The sequence below is a fragment of the Streptomyces sp. SudanB25_2051 genome, from assembly GCF_964272635.1.
GTDB lineage: Bacteria > Actinomycetota > Actinomycetes > Streptomycetales > Streptomycetaceae > Streptomyces.
In genome coordinates this window covers 1,943,479-1,965,108 of the sequence record NZ_OZ186787.1, presented here as the reverse complement: position 1 = coordinate 1,965,108, position 21,630 = coordinate 1,943,479, and the positions used below count along the sequence as shown (strand labels likewise).

General features: G+C 74.2%; 18 protein-coding genes and 2 tRNA genes. 16 read left to right on the top strand and 4 right to left on the bottom strand.

Translation table 11 applies throughout. The annotated features are described in order from the left end of the window. Positions 1-112: 112 nt before the first annotated feature. From ACSUPT_RS08725 to ACSUPT_RS08690, 8 genes are all read left to right on the top strand, one after another. Positions 113-277, top strand: coding sequence for a hypothetical protein (locus ACSUPT_RS08725; RefSeq protein ID WP_351967476.1), 165 nt, complete (start codon positions 113-115; stop codon positions 275-277). A 53-nt stretch (positions 278-330) separates the two neighbouring features. Next, on the top strand, positions 331-951 hold the full coding sequence (nadD, locus tag ACSUPT_RS08720) for a nicotinate-nucleotide adenylyltransferase (protein WP_351967477.1): 621 nt from the start codon (positions 331-333) through the stop codon (positions 949-951). A 19-nt stretch (positions 952-970) separates the two neighbouring features. Next, complete coding sequence (locus ACSUPT_RS08715) at positions 971-2,896, top strand: LytR C-terminal domain-containing protein (protein ID WP_436943970.1); 1,926 nt, start codon at positions 971-973, stop codon at positions 2,894-2,896. A gap of 69 nt (positions 2,897-2,965) precedes the next feature. Further along, the gene (gene rsfS, locus ACSUPT_RS08710) at positions 2,966-3,424 is read left to right on the top strand and encodes a ribosome silencing factor (RefSeq protein WP_361659216.1); all 459 of its coding nucleotides are present in this window, start codon (positions 2,966-2,968) and stop codon (positions 3,422-3,424) included. After that, positions 3,421-4,074: a histidine phosphatase family protein gene (locus tag ACSUPT_RS08705; RefSeq protein WP_351967534.1), complete on the top strand. Its 654-nt coding sequence runs from the start codon at positions 3,421-3,423 to the stop codon at positions 4,072-4,074. The genes rsfS and ACSUPT_RS08705 overlap by 4 nt, the downstream gene beginning before the upstream one ends. A 73-nt stretch (positions 4,075-4,147) precedes the next feature. Further along, positions 4,148-4,220: transfer RNA gene (locus ACSUPT_RS08700), tRNA-Ala, on the top strand. Positions 4,221-4,416: 196 nt separating this feature from the next. Then, entirely contained in the window at positions 4,417-4,581 is a 165-nt protein-coding gene (locus ACSUPT_RS08695) for a hypothetical protein (RefSeq protein ID WP_351967479.1), read from the top strand. A 3-nt stretch (positions 4,582-4,584) separates the two neighbouring features. Continuing rightward, positions 4,585-4,818 (top strand): hypothetical protein, encoded by a 234-nt coding sequence (locus ACSUPT_RS08690; RefSeq protein WP_031128245.1) that lies wholly within the window; start codon positions 4,585-4,587, stop codon positions 4,816-4,818. Here ACSUPT_RS08690 and ACSUPT_RS08685 read toward each other — a convergent pair. Then, the gene (locus tag ACSUPT_RS08685) at positions 4,797-6,233 is read right to left on the bottom strand and encodes a glycosyltransferase 87 family protein (RefSeq protein ID WP_436943968.1); all 1,437 of its coding nucleotides are present in this window, start codon (positions 6,231-6,233) and stop codon (positions 4,797-4,799) included. The genes ACSUPT_RS08690 and ACSUPT_RS08685 overlap by 22 nt on opposite strands. A 146-nt stretch (positions 6,234-6,379) precedes the next feature. Between ACSUPT_RS08685 and ACSUPT_RS08680 the strand changes: the two genes are divergently transcribed. Beyond that, positions 6,380-6,452, top strand: a tRNA-Ala gene (locus ACSUPT_RS08680). A gap of 56 nt (positions 6,453-6,508) precedes the next feature. Here the strand turns inward: ACSUPT_RS08680 and ACSUPT_RS08675 are convergent. Together ACSUPT_RS08675 and ACSUPT_RS08670 are read right to left on the bottom strand one after the other, a co-directional pair. Next, a complete protein-coding gene (locus ACSUPT_RS08675; RefSeq protein WP_351967481.1) occupies positions 6,509-8,089 on the bottom strand; it encodes an NADH-ubiquinone oxidoreductase-F iron-sulfur binding region domain-containing protein in 1,581 nt (526 codons plus the stop codon). Continuing rightward, complete coding sequence (locus tag ACSUPT_RS08670) at positions 8,086-9,486, bottom strand: hypothetical protein (RefSeq protein ID WP_436943967.1); 1,401 nt, start codon at positions 9,484-9,486, stop codon at positions 8,086-8,088. Before ACSUPT_RS08670 ends, ACSUPT_RS08675 begins: the two co-directional genes overlap by 4 nt. Positions 9,487-9,915: 429 nt before the next feature. On the opposite strand from ACSUPT_RS08670, the gene leuS reads away from it, so the two are divergent. The 5 genes from leuS (at position 9,916) to ACSUPT_RS08645 (ending at position 19,146) form a co-directional block, all read left to right on the top strand. Next, positions 9,916-12,783 carry a leucine--tRNA ligase gene (leuS, locus tag ACSUPT_RS08665; protein WP_351967483.1) on the top strand — a complete coding sequence of 956 codons (2,868 nt, stop codon included), beginning with the start codon at positions 9,916-9,918 and terminating at the stop codon, positions 12,781-12,783. A 132-nt stretch (positions 12,784-12,915) separates the two neighbouring features. Further along, complete coding sequence (locus ACSUPT_RS08660) at positions 12,916-13,776, top strand: hypothetical protein (RefSeq protein ID WP_436943966.1); 861 nt, start codon at positions 12,916-12,918, stop codon at positions 13,774-13,776. A gap of 347 nt (positions 13,777-14,123) precedes the next feature. Beyond that, positions 14,124-14,969, top strand: coding sequence for a DegV family protein (locus tag ACSUPT_RS08655; protein ID WP_361659140.1), 846 nt, complete (start codon positions 14,124-14,126; stop codon positions 14,967-14,969). A gap of 644 nt (positions 14,970-15,613) precedes the next feature. Next, positions 15,614-16,348, top strand: a complete 735-nt coding sequence (locus ACSUPT_RS08650) for a helix-hairpin-helix domain-containing protein (RefSeq protein WP_399217137.1) — start codon at positions 15,614-15,616, stop codon at positions 16,346-16,348. Positions 16,349-16,659: 311 nt separating this feature from the next. Then, the gene (locus ACSUPT_RS08645) at positions 16,660-19,146 is read left to right on the top strand and encodes a ComEC/Rec2 family competence protein (RefSeq protein WP_436943964.1); all 2,487 of its coding nucleotides are present in this window, start codon (positions 16,660-16,662) and stop codon (positions 19,144-19,146) included. A gap of 52 nt (positions 19,147-19,198) precedes the next feature. Here the strand turns inward: ACSUPT_RS08645 and ACSUPT_RS08640 are convergent, their stop codons facing one another. Further along, complete coding sequence (locus tag ACSUPT_RS08640) at positions 19,199-19,654, bottom strand: pyridoxamine 5'-phosphate oxidase family protein (RefSeq protein WP_399217139.1); 456 nt, start codon at positions 19,652-19,654, stop codon at positions 19,199-19,201. 168 nt (positions 19,655-19,822) lie between these two features. Between ACSUPT_RS08640 and ACSUPT_RS08635 the strand changes: the two genes are divergently transcribed. Beyond that, entirely contained in the window at positions 19,823-20,050 is a 228-nt protein-coding gene (locus tag ACSUPT_RS08635) for a hypothetical protein (RefSeq protein ID WP_351967535.1), read from the top strand. A gap of 298 nt (positions 20,051-20,348) precedes the next feature. Beyond that, positions 20,349-21,332 carry a DNA polymerase III subunit delta gene (gene holA, locus ACSUPT_RS08630; protein WP_436943962.1) on the top strand — a complete coding sequence of 328 codons (984 nt, stop codon included), beginning with the start codon at positions 20,349-20,351 and terminating at the stop codon, positions 21,330-21,332. The last annotated feature ends 298 nt before the right edge of the window (positions 21,333-21,630 follow it).

Genomic DNA, 21,630 nt, shown 5'->3' with positions numbered 1-21,630 from the left:
ACAACGGCCCGTGCCAACACAACGCCTGAGTCGGCGTGAGGGTGCCCGGACCGCCCGCATACGATGTGCGCGAAGTCTCCGCTCCGACTCCGATGGATAGGTCCCGCAGAAGATGAGCAGCCTCCACACCGCCGCCGCCCACCTGGTCACGCTGGCCGAGGGCTCCGAGCACCACGGCAACCACGAAAGCCTCAACCCGTACCTCACCGGCGGTGGCGCCCTCCTCGCGCTGCTGCTCCTCCTCTGGGTCACCACCCGCTTCAACCGCGACCGCTGAGCCGGCGCCCGCCGGGACCAGGCCGAACCGCCGTGCCGTTAGGCTCTGCACGCATGGGAGAGCAGGAAGTGCCGAGAAGTCCCGGCAAGCGCCGCCTGGGCGTGATGGGTGGGACCTTCGACCCGATCCACCACGGACACCTGGTGGCCGCCAGTGAGGTGGCCGCCCTGTTCCACCTGGACGAGGTGGTGTTCGTACCGACCGGGCAGCCCTGGCAGAAGAGCCACAAGACGGTGTCCCCGGCCGAGGACCGCTACCTCATGACGGTCATCGCCACGGCGTCGAACCCCCAGTTCTCGGTCAGCCGCATCGACATCGACCGCGCGGGCCCGACGTACACCATCGACACCCTCCGGGATCTGCGCTCCCTCAACCCGGACACGGATCTGTTCTTCATCACCGGAGCCGACGCGCTGTCGCAGATCATGCCCGGCTGGCGCAACGCCGAGGAACTCTTCTCGCTCGCGCACTTCATCGGGGTCACCCGCCCCGGCCACGACCTGTCGGACGACGGCCTGCCCAAGGGCGGCGTCTCCCTCGTCGAGGTGCCCGCGCTCGCGATCTCCTCGTCGGACTGCCGCGAGCGGGTCGCGCACGGCGACCCCGTCTGGTACCTCGTACCGGACGGTGTGGTGCGCTACATCGACAAGCGTCAGTTGTACCGGGGCCAGTGAGCCGCGGAGAGGGGCACCGGTGACCGACCAGAACAGCCAGTACGACCCGTACTACCCGCCGCAGCCGCAGATCGTCGGCTACGACGAGTACGGGCAGCCGGTGTACCAGCAGAACCAGCAGCCTTCCCAGGCGCCGCAGGGCTCCGAGCAGCAGGGCTACGGCTACGGCTACGACCCGTACGCCCAGCCCCAGCCGTACCCCGAGCCCCAGCCGTATCCCCAGGACCAGCAGTACCAGGGCTACAGCGACCAGGCGCAGGCACAGCAGGGCCAGGGCTACGGCGGGTACGACCCGTACGGCGCCCAGCAGTGGCAGACCGCCCAGACCCCGCAGGCCCCGCAGACCCCGCAGGCCGCGCCCGCACCGCAGGACCCGCAGAGCCCTTACGGCGCCCAGGGCCCGGCCGCCCCCCACACCCCCGCCACCCCGCAGGCACCGCACGCCCCGCAGCCCGTACCGCCCGCCCGGTCCGGCCAGGTGGCCGCGCCCGCGGGCGTGCCCGAGCAGCGCCGCCCGGCGGCCGACGCGCAGGAGCCCGGCCCGCTCGCTGAGGGTCCGGCCGCCGAGGCGCCGCGCACCGGCCGGCGGGCCGCCCCCGGCGACCGGCGCAACCCCCGCGACAGCCGCGGCACGGGTGACCCCCGCGCCGCCCGTGAACAGCGGGACGCCGCTGACGGCGGGGAGTACCGGACCGAGCAGTTCGCCTTCGTCGACGAGTCCGACGAGGAGTCCGAGGACGTCATCGACTGGCTCAAGTTCACCGAGAGCCGCTCGGAGCGCCGCGAGGAGGCCAAGAGGCGCGGCCGGAACCGGATCATCGCCCTCTGCGTCGTCCTCGCGCTGGCCCTCGTCGGCGGGGTCGGCTACCTCTGGTACGCGGGCCTGCTGCCGGGCCTCTCCAAGGAGGACGCCCAGCAGACCGGCGCCACCGCGACCGGCCCGCAGAAGCGCGACGTGATCGTGCTGCACCTGCACAACACCAAGGACGAGGCCACCTCCACGGCCCTGCTGGTGGACAACGCCACCACCAAGCAGGGAACCACCGTCCTGCTGCCGAACGCGCTCGCCGTGACCAACGACGACGGAACCACCACGACCCTCGGCAAGTCCGTCGACGACGACGGCTCCTCCGGCACGCGCGAGGCCATCGGCTCCCTGCTCGGTACGAAGATCACCGGTACCTGGCGGCTCGACACGCCGTACCTGGAGAACCTGGTCGAGCTGGTCGGCGGCATCGACGTGACCACCGACGCCGAGGTGCCCGCCGCCAAGGAGGGCGAGGACCCGGTGGTACCCAAGGGCGAGAACCAGACACTGGACGGGCGCATGGCCGTCGCCTACGCCACCCACCGGGGGCCGGGCGAGTCCGAGACCGCCCAGCTCCAGCGGTTCGGGCAGGTCGTGCACGGCGTGCTCCGCAAGATGTCGGACGACCCCGAGAACGCCACCGTGACGGTCCAGTCCCTGGCGCAGATCCTCGACCCGTCGCTGCCCGAGAAGGACCTCGGCGCCTCGCTGGCCAAGCTCGCCGAGCACGCCAAGACGGGGGCGTACAAGACCGCGCTGCTGCCCGTGCAGGGCGACGGGCGGCTCACCGAGGAGGCCTCCCGCAGCGTGGTGAAGGACATCCTGGGCGGCTCCGTCAGCGCCCCCGAGCCGGGCTCCGTGGTCCGCGTCGGCGTGCGCAACGCCAGCGGCGACGACGACGCCACCGAGGCGGCCAGGATCGTCCTCGTCAACGGCGGCTACGCGGTGATCGACGGCGGCAGGGCCGACGGCACGGAGAGCACCTCCGAGGTCGTCTACGCCGACGCGGCGCAGAAGGCCAAGGCGGAGGAGGTCGCCAAGACCCTCGGGCTGCCCGCGCGTGCCGTGCGCAAGGGAGAGGCGTCCGCGAACGCCGAGGTGACCGTCGTCCTCGGCAAGGACTACAAGGCCGGATGACGGTTTGCCGGGCTGTCGGCGGCACGTGAGACCCTTGAGGTGTCCTTGACCGCCGACGAAAGCCTGCTTGTGACCGCCACCTCCCGATCCATCGAGCTCGTCAACGCCGCCGCCCAGGCGGCCGCCGACCGGCTCGCGCACGACATCATCGCGTACGACGTCAGTGACGTGCTGTCGATCACCGACGCCTTCCTGCTCGCCTCCGCGCCCAACGACCGCCAGGTCAAGTCCATCGTCGACGAGATCGAGGAGCGGCTGAACAAGGAGCTCGGCGCCAAGCCGGTCCGCCGCGAGGGCGACCGCGAGGCCCGCTGGGTCCTCCTCGACTACGTCGACATCGTCGTCCACGTCCAGCACAGCGAGGAGCGCGTCTTCTACGCCCTGGAGCGGCTCTGGAAGGACTGCCCCGAGCTGCCGCTGCCCGAGGACGCCATGAAGACCCGCGGCAAGGCGGCGGAGCACGCCGCGCTGACCGGCGCCGACTCCGACGGCCTGCCCGGCGACGAAGCGGACGGTGAGCTGCGCTGAGCGCCACCAAGGGCGGCAGGGGCCGCCGCATCGTCCTCTGGCGCCACGGCCAGACCGCGTGGAACCTGGAGCGCCGCTTCCAGGGCAGCACCGACATCGAGCTGACCGAGACGGGCGTCGCCCAGGCCCGCCGGGCCGCCCGGCTGCTCGCCGCCCTCAGGCCGGACGCGATCATCGCCTCCGACCTGAAGCGGGCCGCGGCCACGGCCGCCGAGCTCTCCGCGGTCACCGGGCACCAGGTCACCCACGACGCCGCGCTGCGGGAGACGTACGCGGGCGTCTGGCAGGGCCTGACCCACGAGGAGATCCTCGCCCGCCACGGCGAGGAGTACCGCGCGTGGAAGCGCGGCGAGCCCGTCCGGCGCGGCGGCGGGGAGCTGGAGACCGAGGTCGCCGACCGGGCGGCCCCGCTCGTCCTGGAGCACGTCGAGAAGCTGCCGGAGGACGGCACGCTCGTCGTCGTCAGCCACGGCGGCACGATCCGCACCACGATCGGCCGGCTCCTCGGCCTCGACCCGCACCACTGGGAGAGCCTCGGCGGTCTGTCCAACTGCTGCTGGTCCGTCCTGGGGGAGGGCGCGCGGGGCTGGCGCCTGCTGGAGCACAACGCCGGCACGCTCCCCGAGCCGGTCCTCGGCGACGACGACTGACCCGGATTTCACTTTCGGGCAGGTGACAGGCTAAAGTTCTTCTTGTTCGCAGCGCGGAGCGCGAAGAACACGAGGGGCTATAGCTCAGTTGGTAGAGCGCTTGCATGGCATGCAAGAGGTCAGGAGTTCAATTCTCCTTAGCTCCACAGTCAGGAATCCCGTCCCCGTCAGGGGGCGGGATTTCTTCGTACGGACCCCCGTCCTCCGCCCTTCCCCGGATCTGTCCCGGTCCGTCCCGGAGCCTCCCCGGACCGGTCGCCGAACGCCGCTGCCGCCCCGCCGGGGCCATGGCAGAATCGGACCGCCGGAGGGGGCTACGGACCGGACGGGAGGGAGTGCGCGATGGCCGCCAGCAGAATCGAGGAACCCGCCGCCCGGCTCGTCACCCCGCAGGCGCGCACCGGCATCCTCTGCCCCGCCTGCGGCTCCCCGGACGTCGCGCAGGTGCTCGGTGACAACGGCGGCGTGACCTACGTCTGCACGTCCTGCGGCCACAGCTGGAGCTGATCGATGGGTGCACACAGGCGGAAGTGCGACTGGTGCGGCAGTGGCACGCCGATCGTCCGCGACATGGAACCGGTCAACCCGAAGTACCAGTACTGGTGCGAGGAGTGCGCGCGGGCGCTGATCATAAAAGGCGACCCCATCGAGACCTACCGGGAACTCGAAGGGGAGCCGATCTACGGGCGCCTGCTCGACGAGCACTGCACCCTCAAGCGCTTCTACTCGTTCGCGACGGCCTGAGCCCGCTCCCCGGTCCGCCCGCCCGCGGGCTCCCGCTCCACGGACCGTCCCTCAGTGGGCTCCCGCTGCCCGGTCCGCCCGCCCGCAGTGTCCCGCTCCCCAAGCCCCGGCCCCGCGAGCGGCCCGCTCGGGGACCGCTGTTCCGCGAGCCGCAGCCCCTCAAGTCGCCCGCCGTCGGGCCGCGTCCGCGCCACCCACACGGCGAACACGCCCAACAGCGCCAAACCCAGCAGCGTGTAGAGGCCGGAGGCCAGCATCTGCCAGCCGTTCTGGTGCAGTTCGAGCCGTACCGGCGCCGGGGCGTGCGGCACCCACCACAGCGCGAACGAACCGAACACCAGCGCCGTGCCCGCCGTCCACGCGGGGTGGACGCGCGTGGCGAGCAGGACCAGCGCCGGCACGCACCACACCCAGTGGTGCGACCACGAGATCGGGCTCACCAGCAGCGCCGTCAGCGCGCACGCCAGCACCGCCACCGGCCGGTCGCCGCGCAGCGCCGCCAGGGCGGCCACGGACACCCCGGCGAAGCCCACCACGGCAGCCGCGACCAGCCACCACACCCCCGGGTCCATGGTGTGCAGCAGCCGCGCCAGCACTCCGCTGAGCGACTGGTTCGCGGTCTCCTCGGTGCGGCCGACCCGACCCGTCTCGAAGATCATCTCCGTCCAGAAGCGGCGCGAGTCGTACGGCAGGACCACGGCCGACGCGACCGTCACCACCAGGAACGCCGCCGTGGCCCGCGTGCCGCGGCGCAGCCACTCGTTCCGCCACGGCGCGAAGCCGTCCCCGCGCGCGCACAGGACGCCCACGACGAACAGCAGCACGACGAACAGGCCCGGTGTGAGTTTCACCGCAGTGGCGAAGCCGATTCCGATCCCGACCCAGCGGCTGTCCGCCCGCCGCGTGAGGTCCCACAGCACCGCGACCGCCATCAGCAGATTGATCTGCCCGTACCGGAAGGTCTGCCACACCGGCTCGCACCACACGAGCACGGCCGCCAGCCACAGTGCCGCCCCGGGCCGCGTCCAGAACGCCCCACCCCGCCGCAGCGCCTCCGGCCCGCGCGACACGACCAGCCGCAGCGACAGATGTGTCAGCGCGACCAGCAGCAGCAGATTCCCCAGCGTCGCGAGCGTCCGCATCTCGGGGACGCCGACCAGCGTCAGCGGGGTGAACAGCAGCGCGGCGAACGGCGGATACGTCATCGGCAGGTTCGCCGACGTGGCGCGCATCGCGTACAGGTCGCCGCCCGCCAGGGCGGTCTCCCCCTCGGCCCGGTACACCGACAGGTCGAGCATCGACACATGCGCGGCCCGTTGCGCCAGCCAGAAGGCGGCGAACGACAGCAGGCAGGTGCCCAGAGCTGCCAGCGGCAGGCTCCGGAGCCGGGTTCGGGCGGTCACGGTCGCGGTCACATGCGCCGACGCTACCCGCCCGGACGGCTCCCCGGACGGGGGTGTGGACAACCGATTTGGTGAATCACCGGGGGGACCGTGTAATGTTCTCTGTGTCGCCGCGAGGGAAGCCCGCAAGGGAAACCGAGCAGGGCGGCACACAGCAAGGGGCTATAGCTCAGTTGGTAGAGCGCTTGCATGGCATGCAAGAGGTCAGGAGTTCAATTCTCCTTAGCTCCACAGCCGGAAGAAGGCGGGCCATTCGATCGGATGGCCCGCCTTCCTCGTGTCCGGGCTCAACCCCGGCCGCTGCCCAGCGCCTTGCGGTTGGACGACGGCAGCGCCGGACGCTCCTTCGGTGCCCCCGCCTGCTCCAGGCGCAGCGCCAGCGCGGGACAGCGGCGTACGGCCCGCTGCGCGGCGCCCCGCAGATGCGTCGGCACGGACGCCTCGGCGAGCACCGGGAAGCCGTCCGCGCCCATGCGGATCAGCTCCGGCACGATGTCCGCGCACAGGCCGTGCCCCTGGCACAGCGTCCAGTCCACGGCCAGCCGCTCACCGCTCGGGATCGACTCCTCGGCGTTCTCGTAACCGGGCGCCGGCAGCGGCAGCACACCCGTCGTCGGGCGGCCGCACCCCCCGTCCAGCACATGCGCCGCGAGGTCGTCCGTGAAGGCCGACAGCGTCGACGAGAAGAAGCGGGCCGAGCCGTCCGGGTGCTTGCACGCGCCGCGGCCCTTCACGGCCTGCACGACCTCGCGCAGCGCCTCCAGAGCCGCCGGGCCTCCGCCGCCCAGCACGTCCGACAGGCCGCCCGCCGCCGCGGGCAGTCCCAGCCGGCACGGGCCGCACTGCCCGGCGGTCTCCGCGGCCAGCCAGTTCGCCACCCGCTGCGCCTCGCCGAGCGGGCAGGTCTCCGGGCCGATCGGGAGGATCGCCCCCGCGCCGAGGGAGCCGCCCACAGCGGCCATGGAAGCGCGTGAGACGACGGCGTTGTGGACGGCGGCCGAGTCGATCCAGTTGCCGTGGTAGCCGCCCGTCAGCACCCCCTGCGGCACCGGCGGCGCGCCTGCCAGCTGCAGCACGTACCGCAGCGGGACGCCCGTCGGCACCTCCACCACCATCGGCCTCGCCACGGCGCCGGACAGCGTCAGCAGCACCGTTCCCGGCTCGCCCTCCAGCCCCGCGTTGGCGTAGCGGGCGGAGCCGATCCGGGCGGCCACGGCGAGCTGCGCGAACGTCTCCGCGTTCGACAGCAGGGTCGGGGCACCGCCCACCCCCGTCTCCGACGCGCGCTCGCGGCGGCCCGGCGGCAGCGCGGGGCCGCCGCCGATGGCGCGGATCACCGACGACGCCTCGCCCGACACCATGCGCTCCGGTGTGCGGACCACCCGTGCCCGCAGCTGCTGTCCGCGCCGGTCCGACAGGCCGCGCTCGGCGAGCGCCGCGCGGATGGATATCTCCGTCGAGTTGCGGGTCACGGCCACGACCAGCGTGCGGGCGCCCAGCGCCTCCGCCGCCAGCAGGGCGCCGTCCAGGATGAGGTGCGGGGCGCGGTTCAGCAGGACCGTGTCCTTGCGGCAGGCGGGCTCGCCCTCGCTGCCGTTGACCACGACGACGGGCCGCACCCCGCGGCGTATCGCCGCCTCGGCGACGGCGCGCAGCTTCCGGGCGAAGGGGAAGCCCGCGCCGCCCCGGCCGCGCAGGGCTATCTCCTCGGCGAGCCTGGCCAGCCGCTCCCCGCCCATAGGTTCCAGCGGTCCGTGGACCTTCAGATGCATGCCGAGGTCCAGCCGCTCGGTCAGGTCGAAGCCCTGGGTGAGCTGGGGGAGGCCGACGACACGGACCTCGGGGACGTCGGGCAGAGGGGCGTTCACGGGCGGTCTCCTGCGGGTGCGGTCCACGGCTCGCCGGCGGGCGGACGGGCCGGGCCGGGCGTCGGTTCGGCGCCGGCGCCGTACGGGGCGTACGGGGCGGACGGCGGAGCGGGGTCGTAGGCGGGGGAGGGGGGCGGCGCGGTACCGGAAGGCGGCGACGGCGGCGCCGTGTCGTACGAGGTCGGCGGCTGGGTGTTCTCGTACGCGGACGGCGGTTCCGGGGCCCCCGGAGGCGGGGCGTAGGCGCTCGGTGCGGGCGAGGGGGCGGGAGGCGGCGGCGACGGGGTGGGCCAGTAGCCGGAGCGGACCGCCGTCTCGTCGGTGACGACCGGCAGCTCCTCCGTCATGGGCACCCGCTCGGCGAACGGCACCCGCCGGTCCGCGCCGGCCGCCGTACCGCCACCGCTGCCGGCCTCGCGGCCCAGCGACATGGCGCGGTACCCGGCGGACAGCCCGGTACCCGCGCCGGTCCGCCCGGGACGGTCCCCGGGAGGCGGCACCCGCGGGGAGGTCCCCGGTGCGCTGCGGCGCGGCGCCTCCCAGCGGGTCTCCTGGTCGTACGGGTGCGGGCGGGGCGCCTCGGCGGGGGCGTACGAGCCCGGCAGCGGCGCCGACGCGATGTTCCGGCGGCCGCGCCCGGGGCCCCTGCGGGGGCCGCCCAGCGAGGCGGCGCCCGCTCCGGCGACGGCGCCGTCCGCCATCGGCCCGAGCAGGTTCGCCACACGCTCGGCGAGGTCCCGCTGCAGCTGCGTCGGCAGCAGCCGTACGGACACGGCGGCGGCGACCGCCGCCAGCGACAGTCCGTACAGCACCACCACCCAGGAGGCGGCCGGGCGGCCCGCGTACAGGCCGTGGATGAGCGCCGCGCACCATGCCGGGTACGCGAGCATGTGCAGCGGGCGCCAGCGGGCGGCGATCGACCCGCGGCCCGCCAGGGTGCTGCGCAGCGCGCCGGTCGACGCGACGACGACCATCAGCAGGCCGGCGAGCGAACCGAAGCCGATGAGGCCGGCCGTGCCGGACACGCCGAGCCCGAACGGTATGAGGGCGCCGATGAGTTCGACGTGGCCCAGGGAGACCTTGACCGTGCCGTGCAACAGCAGGAAGCCGAGCGACGCGACGGCCGTCCCCCGGTGGACGGCCTGGGCGAGCAGCCGCTGGCGCGGCGTCAGCAGGAGGCGGTCCGTCGCGACCAGCGCCCAGGCGACGGACGCCGTCAGCGAGACCAGGGACAGAACACCGGTTCCGAAATCGAGGAACTCGCGGAAACCGTCGCTTCCGCCAATGGCCAGAAGGGGGAGGATCACCAGGGCGGCCACGTACAAGCCGCCCTGTACCGAACGGCTCAGGCCCGCCTTCTCGGCGGGGGAAGAACGGATCTTGCGATGAGGGGTCATGGGCGACTCCGAATGGTGCGGATGAGGTCCCGTTGGCGCATGCTATGGCCGCTCATACCGGTGAGTACGGCGTTTGAGCGTTTACTGAGACGACTGGCCGGCAACTGACCCGGGGGTTGCCCAGGAACGCGGCGATACGCCGAGTAACCGGGTACGCGCGCGTAGCGCGACGGTTACGCGACAGCCCGTGTCCGAAGGGCGGGACGCGCGATGCGCCCCACGGGGGCGCTGCTGTACCCTGACGCCATGCGTGCCGTACGCCTTCTGCTTAGCGAGCCGCGCTGATCAGTGCCGGCGGATGAGAAATCCGCTCGGAATCGGCGCGGCGTCCCCTCCTGTGCGAGGGGTTTTTTCATTTCGCCGTGCTGACGGAATCGGGGCGCGGTGGCGGCAGCGACGCAGAGACGATCGATGGAGCTTCAGAGGATCATGACGGAGACGAATTCGGCTGCCGAGACGGCGGCCCCGCATCGTTATACGGCGGCCATGGCGGCCGACATCGAGGCACGCTGGCAGGACTTCTGGGACGCCGAGGGCACGTACGCGGCGCCGAACCCGAGCGGCGACCTGGCGGGCGACCCGGAGCTGGCGGCCCGGCCCAAGAAGTTCATCATGGACATGTTCCCCTACCCGTCCGGTGCCGGACTGCACGTCGGCCACCCGCTGGGGTACATCGCCACCGACGTGTACGCCCGCTACCAGCGCATGACGGGCCACAACGTCCTGCACACGCTGGGCTTCGACGCCTTCGGCCTGCCCGCCGAGCAGTACGCCGTGCAGACCGGCACGCACCCGCGCGTGTCCACCGAGGCGAACATGGAGAACATGAAGTCCCAGCTGCGGCGGCTGGGCCTGGGCCACGACAAGCGCCGGTCGTTCGCCACGATCGACCCGGACTACTACAAGTGGACCCAGTGGATCTTCCTGCAGATCTTCAACGCCTGGTACGACGAGGACGCCGCGAAGGCCCGCCCGATCGCCGACCTGGTCGCCCAGTTCGAGAGCGGTGAGCGCGCCGTACCGGGCACCACGCGCGCGTGGAGCGAACTGAGCGCCGTCGAGCGGGCGGACGTGCTGAGCGGGTACCGCCTGGCGTACGCCTCCGACGCGCCGGTCAACTGGTGCCCCGGCCTGGGCACCGTCCTGGCCAACGAGGAGGTCACCGCCGACGGCCGTTCCGAGCGCGGCAACTACCCGGTCTTCAAGGCGAAGCTGCGCCAGTGGAACATGCGCATCACCGCCTACGCCGACCGCCTGCTGGAGGACCTGGACGCGCTGGACTGGCCCGAGGCCATCAAGCTGCAGCAGCGCAACTGGATCGGCCGCTCCGAGGGCGCCCGCGTCGACTTCCCCGTCGGCGACGACGCGATCACCGTCTTCACCACGCGCCCGGACACGCTGTTCGGCGCCACCTACATGGTCCTGGCCCCCGAGCACGACCTGGTCGACACGATCGTCCCGGACGCCTGGCCGGCCGGCACGCCCGCGCTGTGGACGGGCGGGCACGCCACCCCGGCGCTGGCCGTCGACGCCTACCGCAAGCAGGCCGCCTCCAAGTCCGACGTCGAGCGGCAGGCCGACGCCAAGGAGAAGACCGGCGTCTTCACCGGCGCCCACGCCGTCAACCCGGTCAGCGGCGAGCGCGTCCCCGTCTTCATCGCCGACTACGTGCTGATGGGCTACGGCACCGGCGCCATCATGGCCGTCCCGGCGCACGACAGCCGCGACTTCGCCTTCGCCCGCGCCTTCGACCTGCCGATGCGCTGCGTCGTCGAGCCGAGCGACGACCGCGGCACCGACCCGGCCACCTGGGACGACGCCTTCGACTCGTACGACGCCAGGATCATCGCGTCCAGCAACGACGACGTGTCCCTGGACGGCCTGGGCGTCGCGGAGGCCAAGGCGGAGATCACCCGCTGGCTGGAGTCCCGCGGCATCGGCGAGGGCACCGTCAACTTCCGCCTGCGCGACTGGCTGTTCAGCCGCCAGCGGTACTGGGGCGAGCCCTTCCCGATCGTCTACGACGAGGACGGCGTCGCCCACCCGCTGCCCGAGTCGATGCTGCCGCTGGAGCTGCCCGAGGTCGACGACTACGCGCCGCGCACCTTCGACCCGGACGACGCCGACACGCAGCCCGAGACGCCGCTGTCGCGCAACGAGGACTGGGTCAACGTCACCCTGGACCTGGGCGACGGCCCCAAGCGGTACCGCCGCGAGACCAACACCATGCCCAACTGGGCCGGTTCCTGCTGGTACGAGCTGCGCTACCTGGACCCGCACAACAGCGAGCGCCTGGTCGCCCCGGACATCGAGCAGTACTGGATGGGCCCGCGCGAGGGCATGCCGCACGGCGGCGTCGACCTGTACGTGGGCGGCGCCGAACACGCCGTGCTGCACCTGCTGTACGCCCGCTTCTGGTCGAAGGTCCTGTACGACCTGGGCCACGTCTCGTCCGCCGAGCCGTTCCACCGGCTGTTCAACCAGGGCATGATCCAGGCGTACGTGTACCGCGACGCGCGCGGCATCGCCGTCCCGGCCGCCGAGGTCGAGGAGCGCGACGGTGCCTTCTGGTACCAGGGCGAGAAGGTCAGCCGCGTCCTGGGCAAGATGGGCAAGTCCCTGAAGAACGCCGTCACCCCGGACGAGATCTGCGCCGAGTACGGCGCCGACACGCTGCGCCTGTACGAGATGGCGATGGGCCCCCTGGACGTGTCCCGCCCCTGGGACACCCGCGCGGTCGTCGGCCAGTACCGGCTGTTGCAGCGGCTGTGGCGCAACATCGTCGACGAGTCGACCGGCGAGGTCACCGTCGTCGACGCCGAGCCGGACGAGGACACGCTGCGCGCCCTGCACAAGGCCATCGACGGTGTCTCCCAGGACATGGCCGCGATGCGCTTCAACACGGCCATCGCCAAGATCACCGAGCTGAACAACCACCTGACCAAGTCCGGTGGCGCGGTGTCCCGGTCGGTCGCCGAGCGGCTGGTGCTGCTGGTCGCCCCGCTGGCCCCGCACATCGCCGAGGAGCTGTGGCACAAGCTGGGCCACACCGAGTCGGTCGTCCACCAGGACTTCCCGGTCGCCGACCCGGCGTACGTCGTGGACGAGACCGTGACGTGCGTCGTGCAGATCAAGGGCAAGGTCAAGGCCCGCCTGGAGGTCTCCCCGTCCATCACGGACGCGGAGCTGGAGGCGCTGGCCCTGGCCGACCCGGCGGTCGTCGCGGCCCTGGGCGGCGCCGGCATCCGCAAGGTCATCGCCCGCGCGCCGAAGCTGGTGAACATCGTCCCGGCCTGACCGGCCGGGGGGCGGCGGCCCATGACGCCGTCCCTGATTCGTCCCCTGGGGGCAGGTTGGGGGTTCCCCGGAACCCGCAACCTGCCCCCGGGCGTTTACCGTGGAGAGAACACACCACGACGAGGGGACTCCATGACAGCCGCGATCGTGATCCTGGCGCTGCTACTCGTCGCCTTCCTCACGCTCGGCGTGTACGTCGGCGTCAAAGCGGTCAAGGCAGCCAAGCGCGGCGTCGACCGCACCCTCACCCAGGCCCGGCGCACCGTCGAGGACACCACGCTCCGCGCCAAGAGCTACGGCCAGGGAGGCGTCGCCGGTGAGCTGGCTCAGCTGCGGCTGACCCTGCGCACCTCCATGCGGGCCACCCAGGAGGCCCTGGAGGCCGGCGCCCCGGAGGACGCCTCGCTGCAGGAGTCGCTGGAGCTGTTCCGGCGGCTCAGCGCCCACGGGCACGAGCTGGACGAGGAGCTCAAGCGCCTGGAGCGGGACCCCGACAAGGCCACGGTCGCCGGCCGGCTGGACGACCTGCGGGAGCGCACACGGCGGATCACGGACTCCGCCGACTCGCTGCGCTGGGCGGCCAGGGACCGGGCGCAGCGGTTCGCGCAGGACGACCTCGACGTGCTCAGCGCGCAGATCGACGTGGAGGCCGGGGCCCTGCGCCACTGGTCGGAGCCCGACAGCCCCGAGCCCGCCGACCGGGGCGCCCGCGAGGCGTCGGCGCCGCCCGCCTCGCCCGCGCAGGGACGCCCCGCCGCCGAGTCCGCGGCGTCGTCCCACGACCGTACGCAGGTGTCCTGGCCGGAGTCGTCCGCCGGGCAGGCGCCCACGCAGGTCTGGCCCACCGACGCCGAGGCCGGCGCGGACGCGGACGCCGCGCAGGACGCCCAGCGGCCCGCCGACGGCGCCCGCCCCGCCATCACCGCGCGGGACCCGCGGCTGGGCACGGCCTACCCGTGGCAGAAGACGGCGCGGCCGGAGACCACCAACTGACGGACTGAGCGCGACGCCAGGGGACTGGCGGCCCGGCCGGGGCGTGTGGAGCGCAGTCCGGCCGGGTGCGCGGGGAGCCGCCGACCGGGTGCGGGCGGGAGCCGCCGGCCTGGTGGGGCGGGAGTTGCCGGCCGCCGTGCCGGTGGGAGTCGACGGGCCGGTTCGGCGGGAGTCGCCAGGCCGGGGTGGAGGGAGCCGACGGCTGGGGTGCCGGGTTGTGGGCCAGGGTCGGCCAGGCGTCGTGCGGCTGCTGGTCTCCGGCGCGCCCGCACCGTCGTGGTGGCGCTGACCTGGGGTGAAGGGGCCCGGGCTGCCCTCGGGGGCCGCCTGCGGGTAACCTCCCGGTCATGTCCCGCCATGTCGCGATCGTCACTGATTCCACGGCCTATCTGCCGCCGCAGACGATGGAGCGGCACGGTATCAGCGCGGTACCGCTGACGGTGGTGCTGGGCGACCGGGCCCTGGAGGAGGGCACGGAGATCTCGGCCCGTTCCCTCGCCCAGGCCCTGCAGAAGCGCCGCTCCGTCACCACCTCGCGCCCCAGCCCCGAGATGTTCGCCGCGCGCTACCGGGAGATCGCGGAAGGCGGGGCCACCGGGATCGTCTCGCTGCATCTGTCGGCCGAGCTGTCCGGCACGTACGAGGCCGCGCTGCTGGCGGCCCGTGAGGCGCCCGTACCGGTGCGGGTCGTGGACACCGGCATGATCGCCATGGCGCTGGGCTTCTGCGCGGTCGCGGCGGCCGAGGCCGCGCAGGCCGGCTGCGGACTGGACGAAGTCGTGGCGACCGCCGAGAAGCGCGCCTCCGGCACCTCCGCGTACTTCTACGTCGACACGCTCGACTACCTCCGGCGGGGCGGGCGCATCGGGGCGGCCCGCGCCCTCCTCGGCTCGGCCCTCGCGGTGAAGCCCCTGCTGGAGCTGAGCGGTGGGCGCATCGAACCGAGGGAGAAGGTGCGCACCGCGTCCAAGGCCATCGCCAGGCTTGAGGAGATCGCCGTCGAGCGTGCGGGCCGGGCGCCTGTCGACATCGCCGTGCACCATCTCGCCGCCGCCGAACGGGCGGAGACACTCGCCGGGCACCTGCGCGACCGGGTCCCGGGATTGGCCGACCTGCACGTCAGCGAGGTCGGCGCGGTGATCGGCGCGCACACGGGGCCGGGGCTTCTCGGAGTGGTCGTCTCGCAGCGCTGACACCGGCCGTTTCACCCTTCCGGGTGACTGAGTTTTCCACAACTGCCCGGTCATCCACGGAAGTCGGCGGGGCTCACCGGAATCGCACGGATGTGTCTACCGTCGACTCCATGACGACACGAACACACTCCGTGACCGGTGCCGCGCTGGACTCGCCCCGCGAGCCGCGCGTCTCCGACGCATCCCGCGAGTTCCGCCCGGCCGGCACGCCACATGTACAGGACGCACCCGGCGCATCCGGCGGGCCCGACAGGGCCGACGCATCCCGTGCTTCCACCGCAGCGGGCGCGGCCTTCACCCCCGGCGCGCCACCTGCGTCGTCCCTGGCCTCCCACCCGCCCCTCGGGACGCGGCGGCCCGCCGCGACCAGTGGACCGGGCCGGGCGCGGGGCTCGGACAGCCGCTCCCGTGGCCGCGCGGCGGGAAGGGGCCGAGGCCGGCACCGCGCGGGCGACCGCGCGGCCCCGGGCGCGGTGCCACCCGCGTCCGTGCTCAGGAGCAGGGCGGACGCGCTTCTGGCGGGCACCGACCCGCCGCCGCACGTGCCTCTCGTGCCACCGGCGCCTCCGGAGGCTTGCGCGCCGGGGCGCGTGACCTCGCCGGCCGAGCCGGGCCTGCGGGCCCGTGAGCGGTGGAAGTCCGCCTTGCGCGACCGGTTACCCGTATGGGTGCAGGTGCGGTGCGGGCTCGAACGCCGGACACTCGGAGCGCTGGCGGTGGTCCTCGTCGTGGGCGCGGTGGTCGCCGGGCGCTACTTCTGGGCCGGCCGCCCCGAGACCGTGCACGCCCCGGAAGTGGTCGGGCGGGCCGCGACCACGGTGACCGCCCCCGCGGAACCGCCACAGCCGGCCGCCGTCCCGCAGGCCGCCGCCCCCGCTGCCGCAGCCCCGCCGGGGCCGCCGGGTGCACCATCGGCCGCGGGCACGGCGCCGTCCGTCGTCGTGGTCGACGTGAGCGGCAAGGTGCGGCGTCCGGGGGTGCTGCGACTCCCCATGGGCGCCAGAGTGGTGGACGCCCTCCAGGCGGCGGGCGGAGTCCCGCCCGGCACGGACACGTCCGGGCTCAACCGGGCCCGCGTCCTCGTGGACGGCGAACACGTCCTGGTCGGCGTCCCGGCCGCCGCCGCACCGCCCGGCGCCCTGCCCGTGGCGGCCCCGCAGGGGTCCGCCGGCAGCGGGCAGGCGGAGGGACCGGTCAGTCTGAACACCGCCACCGTCGAGCAGTTGGACACGCTGCCCGGTGTGGGACCGGTCCTTGCCCGCCACATCGTCGAGCACCGCACCCGGCACGGCGGTTTCCGATCGGTCGAGGAACTGCGGGAAGTGCGCGGCATCGGCGCCCGCCGCTTCGCCGACCTCCGTCCCCGCGTACGGCTGTGACGCCGCGTCACACAGTCCCGTCCGCTCCGGGCGCGGCGGCCGGCGACTCGACGACGAACAGACCGCGGGAGTCGCGGATGCGCGGCAGCGCGAGCGACAGGGCGCGGTCGACCGGGCACGGCGGGCTCCCCGATTCGCCAGCCGGAGCCGGCGGGATGCCGGCCGAGGCCGACGGGGTACCAGGCGAGTCCGAGGCGCCCCCGGTCCTGGTCGACGGGCTGCTGGTCGGAGCCGACGGGGCGTTGGACGGAGCCAGGGGGACGCCGGACGGAGCCAGGGGCACGCCAGGCGTGGCCGACGGGGCGCCAGCCATGGCCGACGGGTCGCCCGGCAGTCCGCCCGACGCCGCCCGCGGGCGGCGGGAAGGGCCGGCGGATCTGCGGCTGGTGGCCCCCGCGCTGGCGGCGTGGGCTGCGGCGGCGGTCGCCCTGGGCCTGCCGGGTTGGTGGACGCTGACCGGCACGGTCCTCTGCGCGATCGGGGCGGCCGCCCTCCTCGCGGCCGGACGCCGGCACCGCTCACGGCCCGGCCCCCGCGGACCGTGGCGGGGGAACGCCACCGCGTGCGCCGCCGTACTGCTCTGCACCGCCGCCGGCGCGACCTCGGCCGGACTCCACGGGGCGGACCTGCGGCGCGGGCCGGTGCCCGCGCTGGCGGGAGAGCACGCGACGGTCACCGCCGAGGTGATCGTCCGCTCCGACCCGCGGCGCGTCGTCCCGAAAGTGCGGGGCAACCGGTCCATGCCGGCGTCCGTCGTCCTGAACGCCGAGGTGGCACGGGTGACGGCCCCCGACGGGACAACCTCGCGGGTGCGCACGCCGGTGCTGGTGATGGCACGGCCGGGGAAGACCGGCCGGTACGGCGACGCCTGGCTGCGGCTCCTGCCGTCCACCCGACTGCAGCTGACCGGGCGGCTCTCACCGCCACGGGACCGCGGAGACCCGTTCGCCGCCGTGCTGTACGCCGACACGGGGCCGCCGCGGATCACCGGACCGCCGAGCCGCCTGCAGCGTACGGCCGGGCATCTGCGCGCCGGCCTGCGGGAGGCCACCGACGCACTACCCCCGGACGCAAGATCGTTGCTGCCCGGCCTCGTCGTCGGCGACACGTCCCGCATCCCGGAGGACCTGCAGAACGCCTTCGAGGCGACGGACCTGACGCATCTGCTGGCCGTCTCGGGCAGCAACCTCACCATCGTGCTGCTCCTGCTGATCGGTCCGGCGGGCAGGGCGTCCAGCGCGGAACGCGACGGGCTGGCACCCAAGCTCGGTGTCTCGCTGCGGACGACGGCGCTGCTGGGCGGAGGACTGACGCTGGCGTTCGTCGTGGTGTGCCGGCCGGAGCCGAGCGTGCTGCGGGCCGCCGCGTGCGGGCTGATCACCCTCCTGGCGATCGCGACCGGGCGCCGCCGGTCGCTGATCCCGGCACTGGCCGGGGCCGTGCTGCTGCTGGTGCTGTACGAACCGTGGCTGGCCCGCAGTTACGGCTTCCTGCTCTCCGTCCTGGCGACCGGCGCGCTCCTGACGATCGCCCCGCCCTGGAGCGCCGCACTCCGGGCGCGCCGGTGCCCGCCGAGGATGGCCGAGGCCCTGGCGGCCGCGGCGGCGGCGCAGGCGGTGTGCGCGCCGGTGGTGGCGGTGTTCGCGGCGCGGGTGAGCCTGGTGGCGATCCCGTGCAACCTCTTCGCCGAGCTGGCGGTGGCGCCCGCGACGGTACTGGGCTTCGCCGCGCTGGCGGCGGCGCCGTGGGCCATGCCCGTCGCGCGGGTGCTCGCGGAGTGCGCCGCGTGGCCCGCCGGATGGGTGGCTTCCGTCGCGAGGGCCGGGGCGTCGCTGCCCGGGGCCCAGGTGGAGTGGCCGGGCGGATGGTGGGGCGGGCTGGCGCTGGCCGCCGCGACCGGGGTGCTGCTGCTGGCCGTGTGGCGGCTTCCGTACCGACGGTGGCTGGCCGCCGTGTGCGCCGGGGCACTGCTGGTCGCCGTCGTACGGCCGGTGCCGCTGGTGCGGGTGGTCACCGGCTGGCCGCCGCCCGGGTGGGTGTTCGCCCTGTGCGATGTGGGCCAGGGCGACGCGACCGCGCTCGCCGCCGGGGACGGCACGGCCGTCGTGGTCGACGCGGGCCCCGACCCGGAGCCGGTGGACCGGTGCCTGCGGGACCTGGGCGTCCGCCGGGTGCCGCTGGTGCTGCTCACCCACTTCCACGCCGACCATGTCGCCGGGCTGCCGGGTGTGCTGCGCGGCCGGTCGGTGGGCGTGATCCAGACGACCGGGCTCCTCGATCCGCCGGGGCAGGCCGCGTTCGTGCACCGCACGGCCGCCGCCGCCCGTGTCCCGGTCGTCCACGCGGCGCCGGGGGAGCGGCGCCGTACCGGGCCGCTCGACTGGCAGGTGCTGTGGCCGGCGCCCGGTGCCGGCTTCGTCCCCGAGGGCGCCAACGACGCGAGCGTCTCCCTCCTGGTCCACACCCGGAGCGGGGTGACCCTGCTACTCCTCGGTGATCTCGAACCGCCGTCGCAGCGGGGGCTCTCCAGGGCGCACCCGGCGCTGCCGAGGGTGGACGTGATGAAGGTCGCCCATCACGGCTCGGCGCACCAGGACCCCGAGCTGCTCGGCAGGGCACGGCCACGGCTCGCGCTCGTGTCGGCGGGGCGTGACAACCCGTACGGCCATCCGTCACCCCGTACGCTCGACGCGCTGCGGGAGGCGGGCGCGGCGGTGCTGCGCACCGACCGGGACGGCGCCATCGCCGTGACCGGCTCCGGCGCGGATCTGCGGGCGGTCACCCGGGGCCCGCCGTAGGGGCGCCCGTCGTAGGGCGGGGCGGTGAGGGGCCCCGGCGTTCCGTGGCGGTTCAGACCAGCCAGGTCCCGTCGCGCATGAGGAGCCGGTCGGGCAGTTCCTCCACCTCGCGCCACGCCTTCACCGTCCGGGGCGTCACCCGCAGGTAGATCCACTGTTCGCGGTCACGCGGGTCCCATCCCAGCTTGGCGGCGAACGCGTCGGCCGACGCGCCCGGCAGGTCGCGGCCCTCGATCGCCTCGGCGACGCCGTCCACCAGCACCACATCGCGGGTGTGGCCGAGGCTCAGCCGGACGCGGCCGCGCGGGGTGAGATTGCGGGCGGTGGGAGTGGCCCGCCGCGTCGACATCAGGAGGGTGCCGTCGTCCCAGACGAACGACAGCGGTACGAGGAGGGGTTCGCCGGCGGCGGAGGCGGTCGCCACCCACACGTCCTCGTCGTTCTCCAGCCGTCGCAGGGCATCCCGCTTGCGCTGTTCCCGGTCGCGGACCGGCTCATCGATGATCATGGCCGCACGCTACGGGCCCGGCCGGCGCCGCGCCTCGGGCATCGGGAGGAGGACCGGAGGAGGAGAGGGGAAGTAGACCGACCTGGAGGTTCGCCGTTCGGGAGGGGGTTGAAGAATGGTGCCGTGAACGCAGTGAACGAAGAGAACCGCACCGGCGACGTCAGGCACGTGCTCGTCCTGCCCGACCGGGACGCGGCCGAGGAGGCGGCGGAGGCGCTGGCCGACCGCTACGAGCTGGACGAGGAGCCCCAGCTGGTGCGTGACGCCCTCGCGGGCGAGGACGACGCCGAGGACGCCCAGTGGCTCCTGGTGATCGAGGACCCGGACGCCCGCCTGTCCGCGGCCGAACTGGACGACTTCGCCGCCGAGTGGGACGGCTGGCGCGAGGAGCCCTGACCGCCCCGGCCGAGCGGGCCCCGAGGCCGACGGGCGGCGTGGTGCCGTGACCTCGCGGCGACGCGCCTGGCGCGAGGGCGGCCCCGCTCGGTCGTGCGCGGACCGGTCGGGCACGCCGTCACCGTGGTGGCCGCGCCCAGCGTCCCGGGCCGGGGCGGTGCCCGCCCGCCTCTGTGCCGCCGGTTCCAGTGCTGGGTGCCGCTGTCGGGGCCCGGGCCGGGGCGGGGGCACGAGTTACGGGTATGGGGCGGGCATGCGGCGCGGCCGGGTGTCGGTGGGGCGTGGGATGCTGGTGGCGATGGCTGCCAAGAACTCGACCGACGACCCGCTCGCCCCCGTCACGCTCGCCGTGGGCCAGGAGGACCTGCTCCTGGACCGCGCCGTCCAGCAGGTGGTGGCCGCGGCGCGGGCGGCGGACGCCGACACGGACGTACGCGACCTGACCGCCGACCAGCTCCAGCCGGGGAGCCTCGCGGAGCTGACGAGCCCGTCACTGTTCGCCGAGCGCAAGGTCCTGATCGTGCGCAACGCCCAGGACCTGTCGGCGGACACGATCAAGGACGTCAAGGCGTACATCGCCGCCCCCGTGGGGGAGATCAGCCTCGTCCTCCTGCACCCGGGCGGCGCCAAGGGCAAGGGCCTGCTCGACGCGGCCCGCAAGGCCAAGGCGCGTGAGGTGGCGTGTCCCAAGACCACCAAGCCCGCGGAGCGCCTGACGTTCGTGCGCCAGGAGTTCCGGGCGCTGGGCCGCTCCGCCACGCCGGAGGCGTGCCAGGCGCTCGTGGACGCGATCGGCAGCGACCTCCGGGAGCTCGCGAGCGCTGTTTCGCAGCTCACCGCGGACGTCGAGGGGACGATCGACGAGTCCGTCGTCGCCCGCTACTACACGGGCCGTGCCGAGGCGTCGAGCTTCAATGTCGCCGACCGCGCCGTCGAGGGCCGGGCCGCCGAGGCGCTGGAGGCACTGCGCTGGTCCCTCGCGACCGGGGTGGCCCCCGTGCTGATCACCAGCGCCCTGGCGCAGGGCGTACGGGCCATCGGCAAGCTGTCCGCCGCGCGCGGCGGCCGCCCCGCCGACCTGGCCCGCGAGCTGGGCATGCCGCCGTGGAAGATCGACCGGGTACGGCAGCAGATGCGGGGCTGGACGCCCGACGGGGTGGCCGCGGCGCTGCGCGCCGTCGCGGAGGCCGACGCGGGCGTCAAGGGCGGCGGCGACGACCCCGAGTACGCCTTGGAGAAGGCCGTGGTCACCATCGCCCGCGCCGCCCGCTCCCGCCGCTGAGGGCTCCGGCCGGGCGCCCACCGTGGGCAGTCCGTCCCTTGCGGTCCTCGCCGGCCGCCTGGGCAGCGCCGCGCAGGCCCGCCGCGCGGCTCACGCCCGCGCCCGCGCCGCCCCCGGCGCCCCACCGCCCTGTCCCGCCCGTAGCTGACAGGCCCCAGCAGCCCCCTGGCCAGGACCCGTCCCCGCCCTCAGCAGCCCCCGGCCAGGACCCGCTCCCAACAGCCCCCAACCGAGGCAGCAGCCCACCGCAACCGCGGCAGGCCGGCCCCCAGCACCCCAGCACCTGCGACAACCTCCG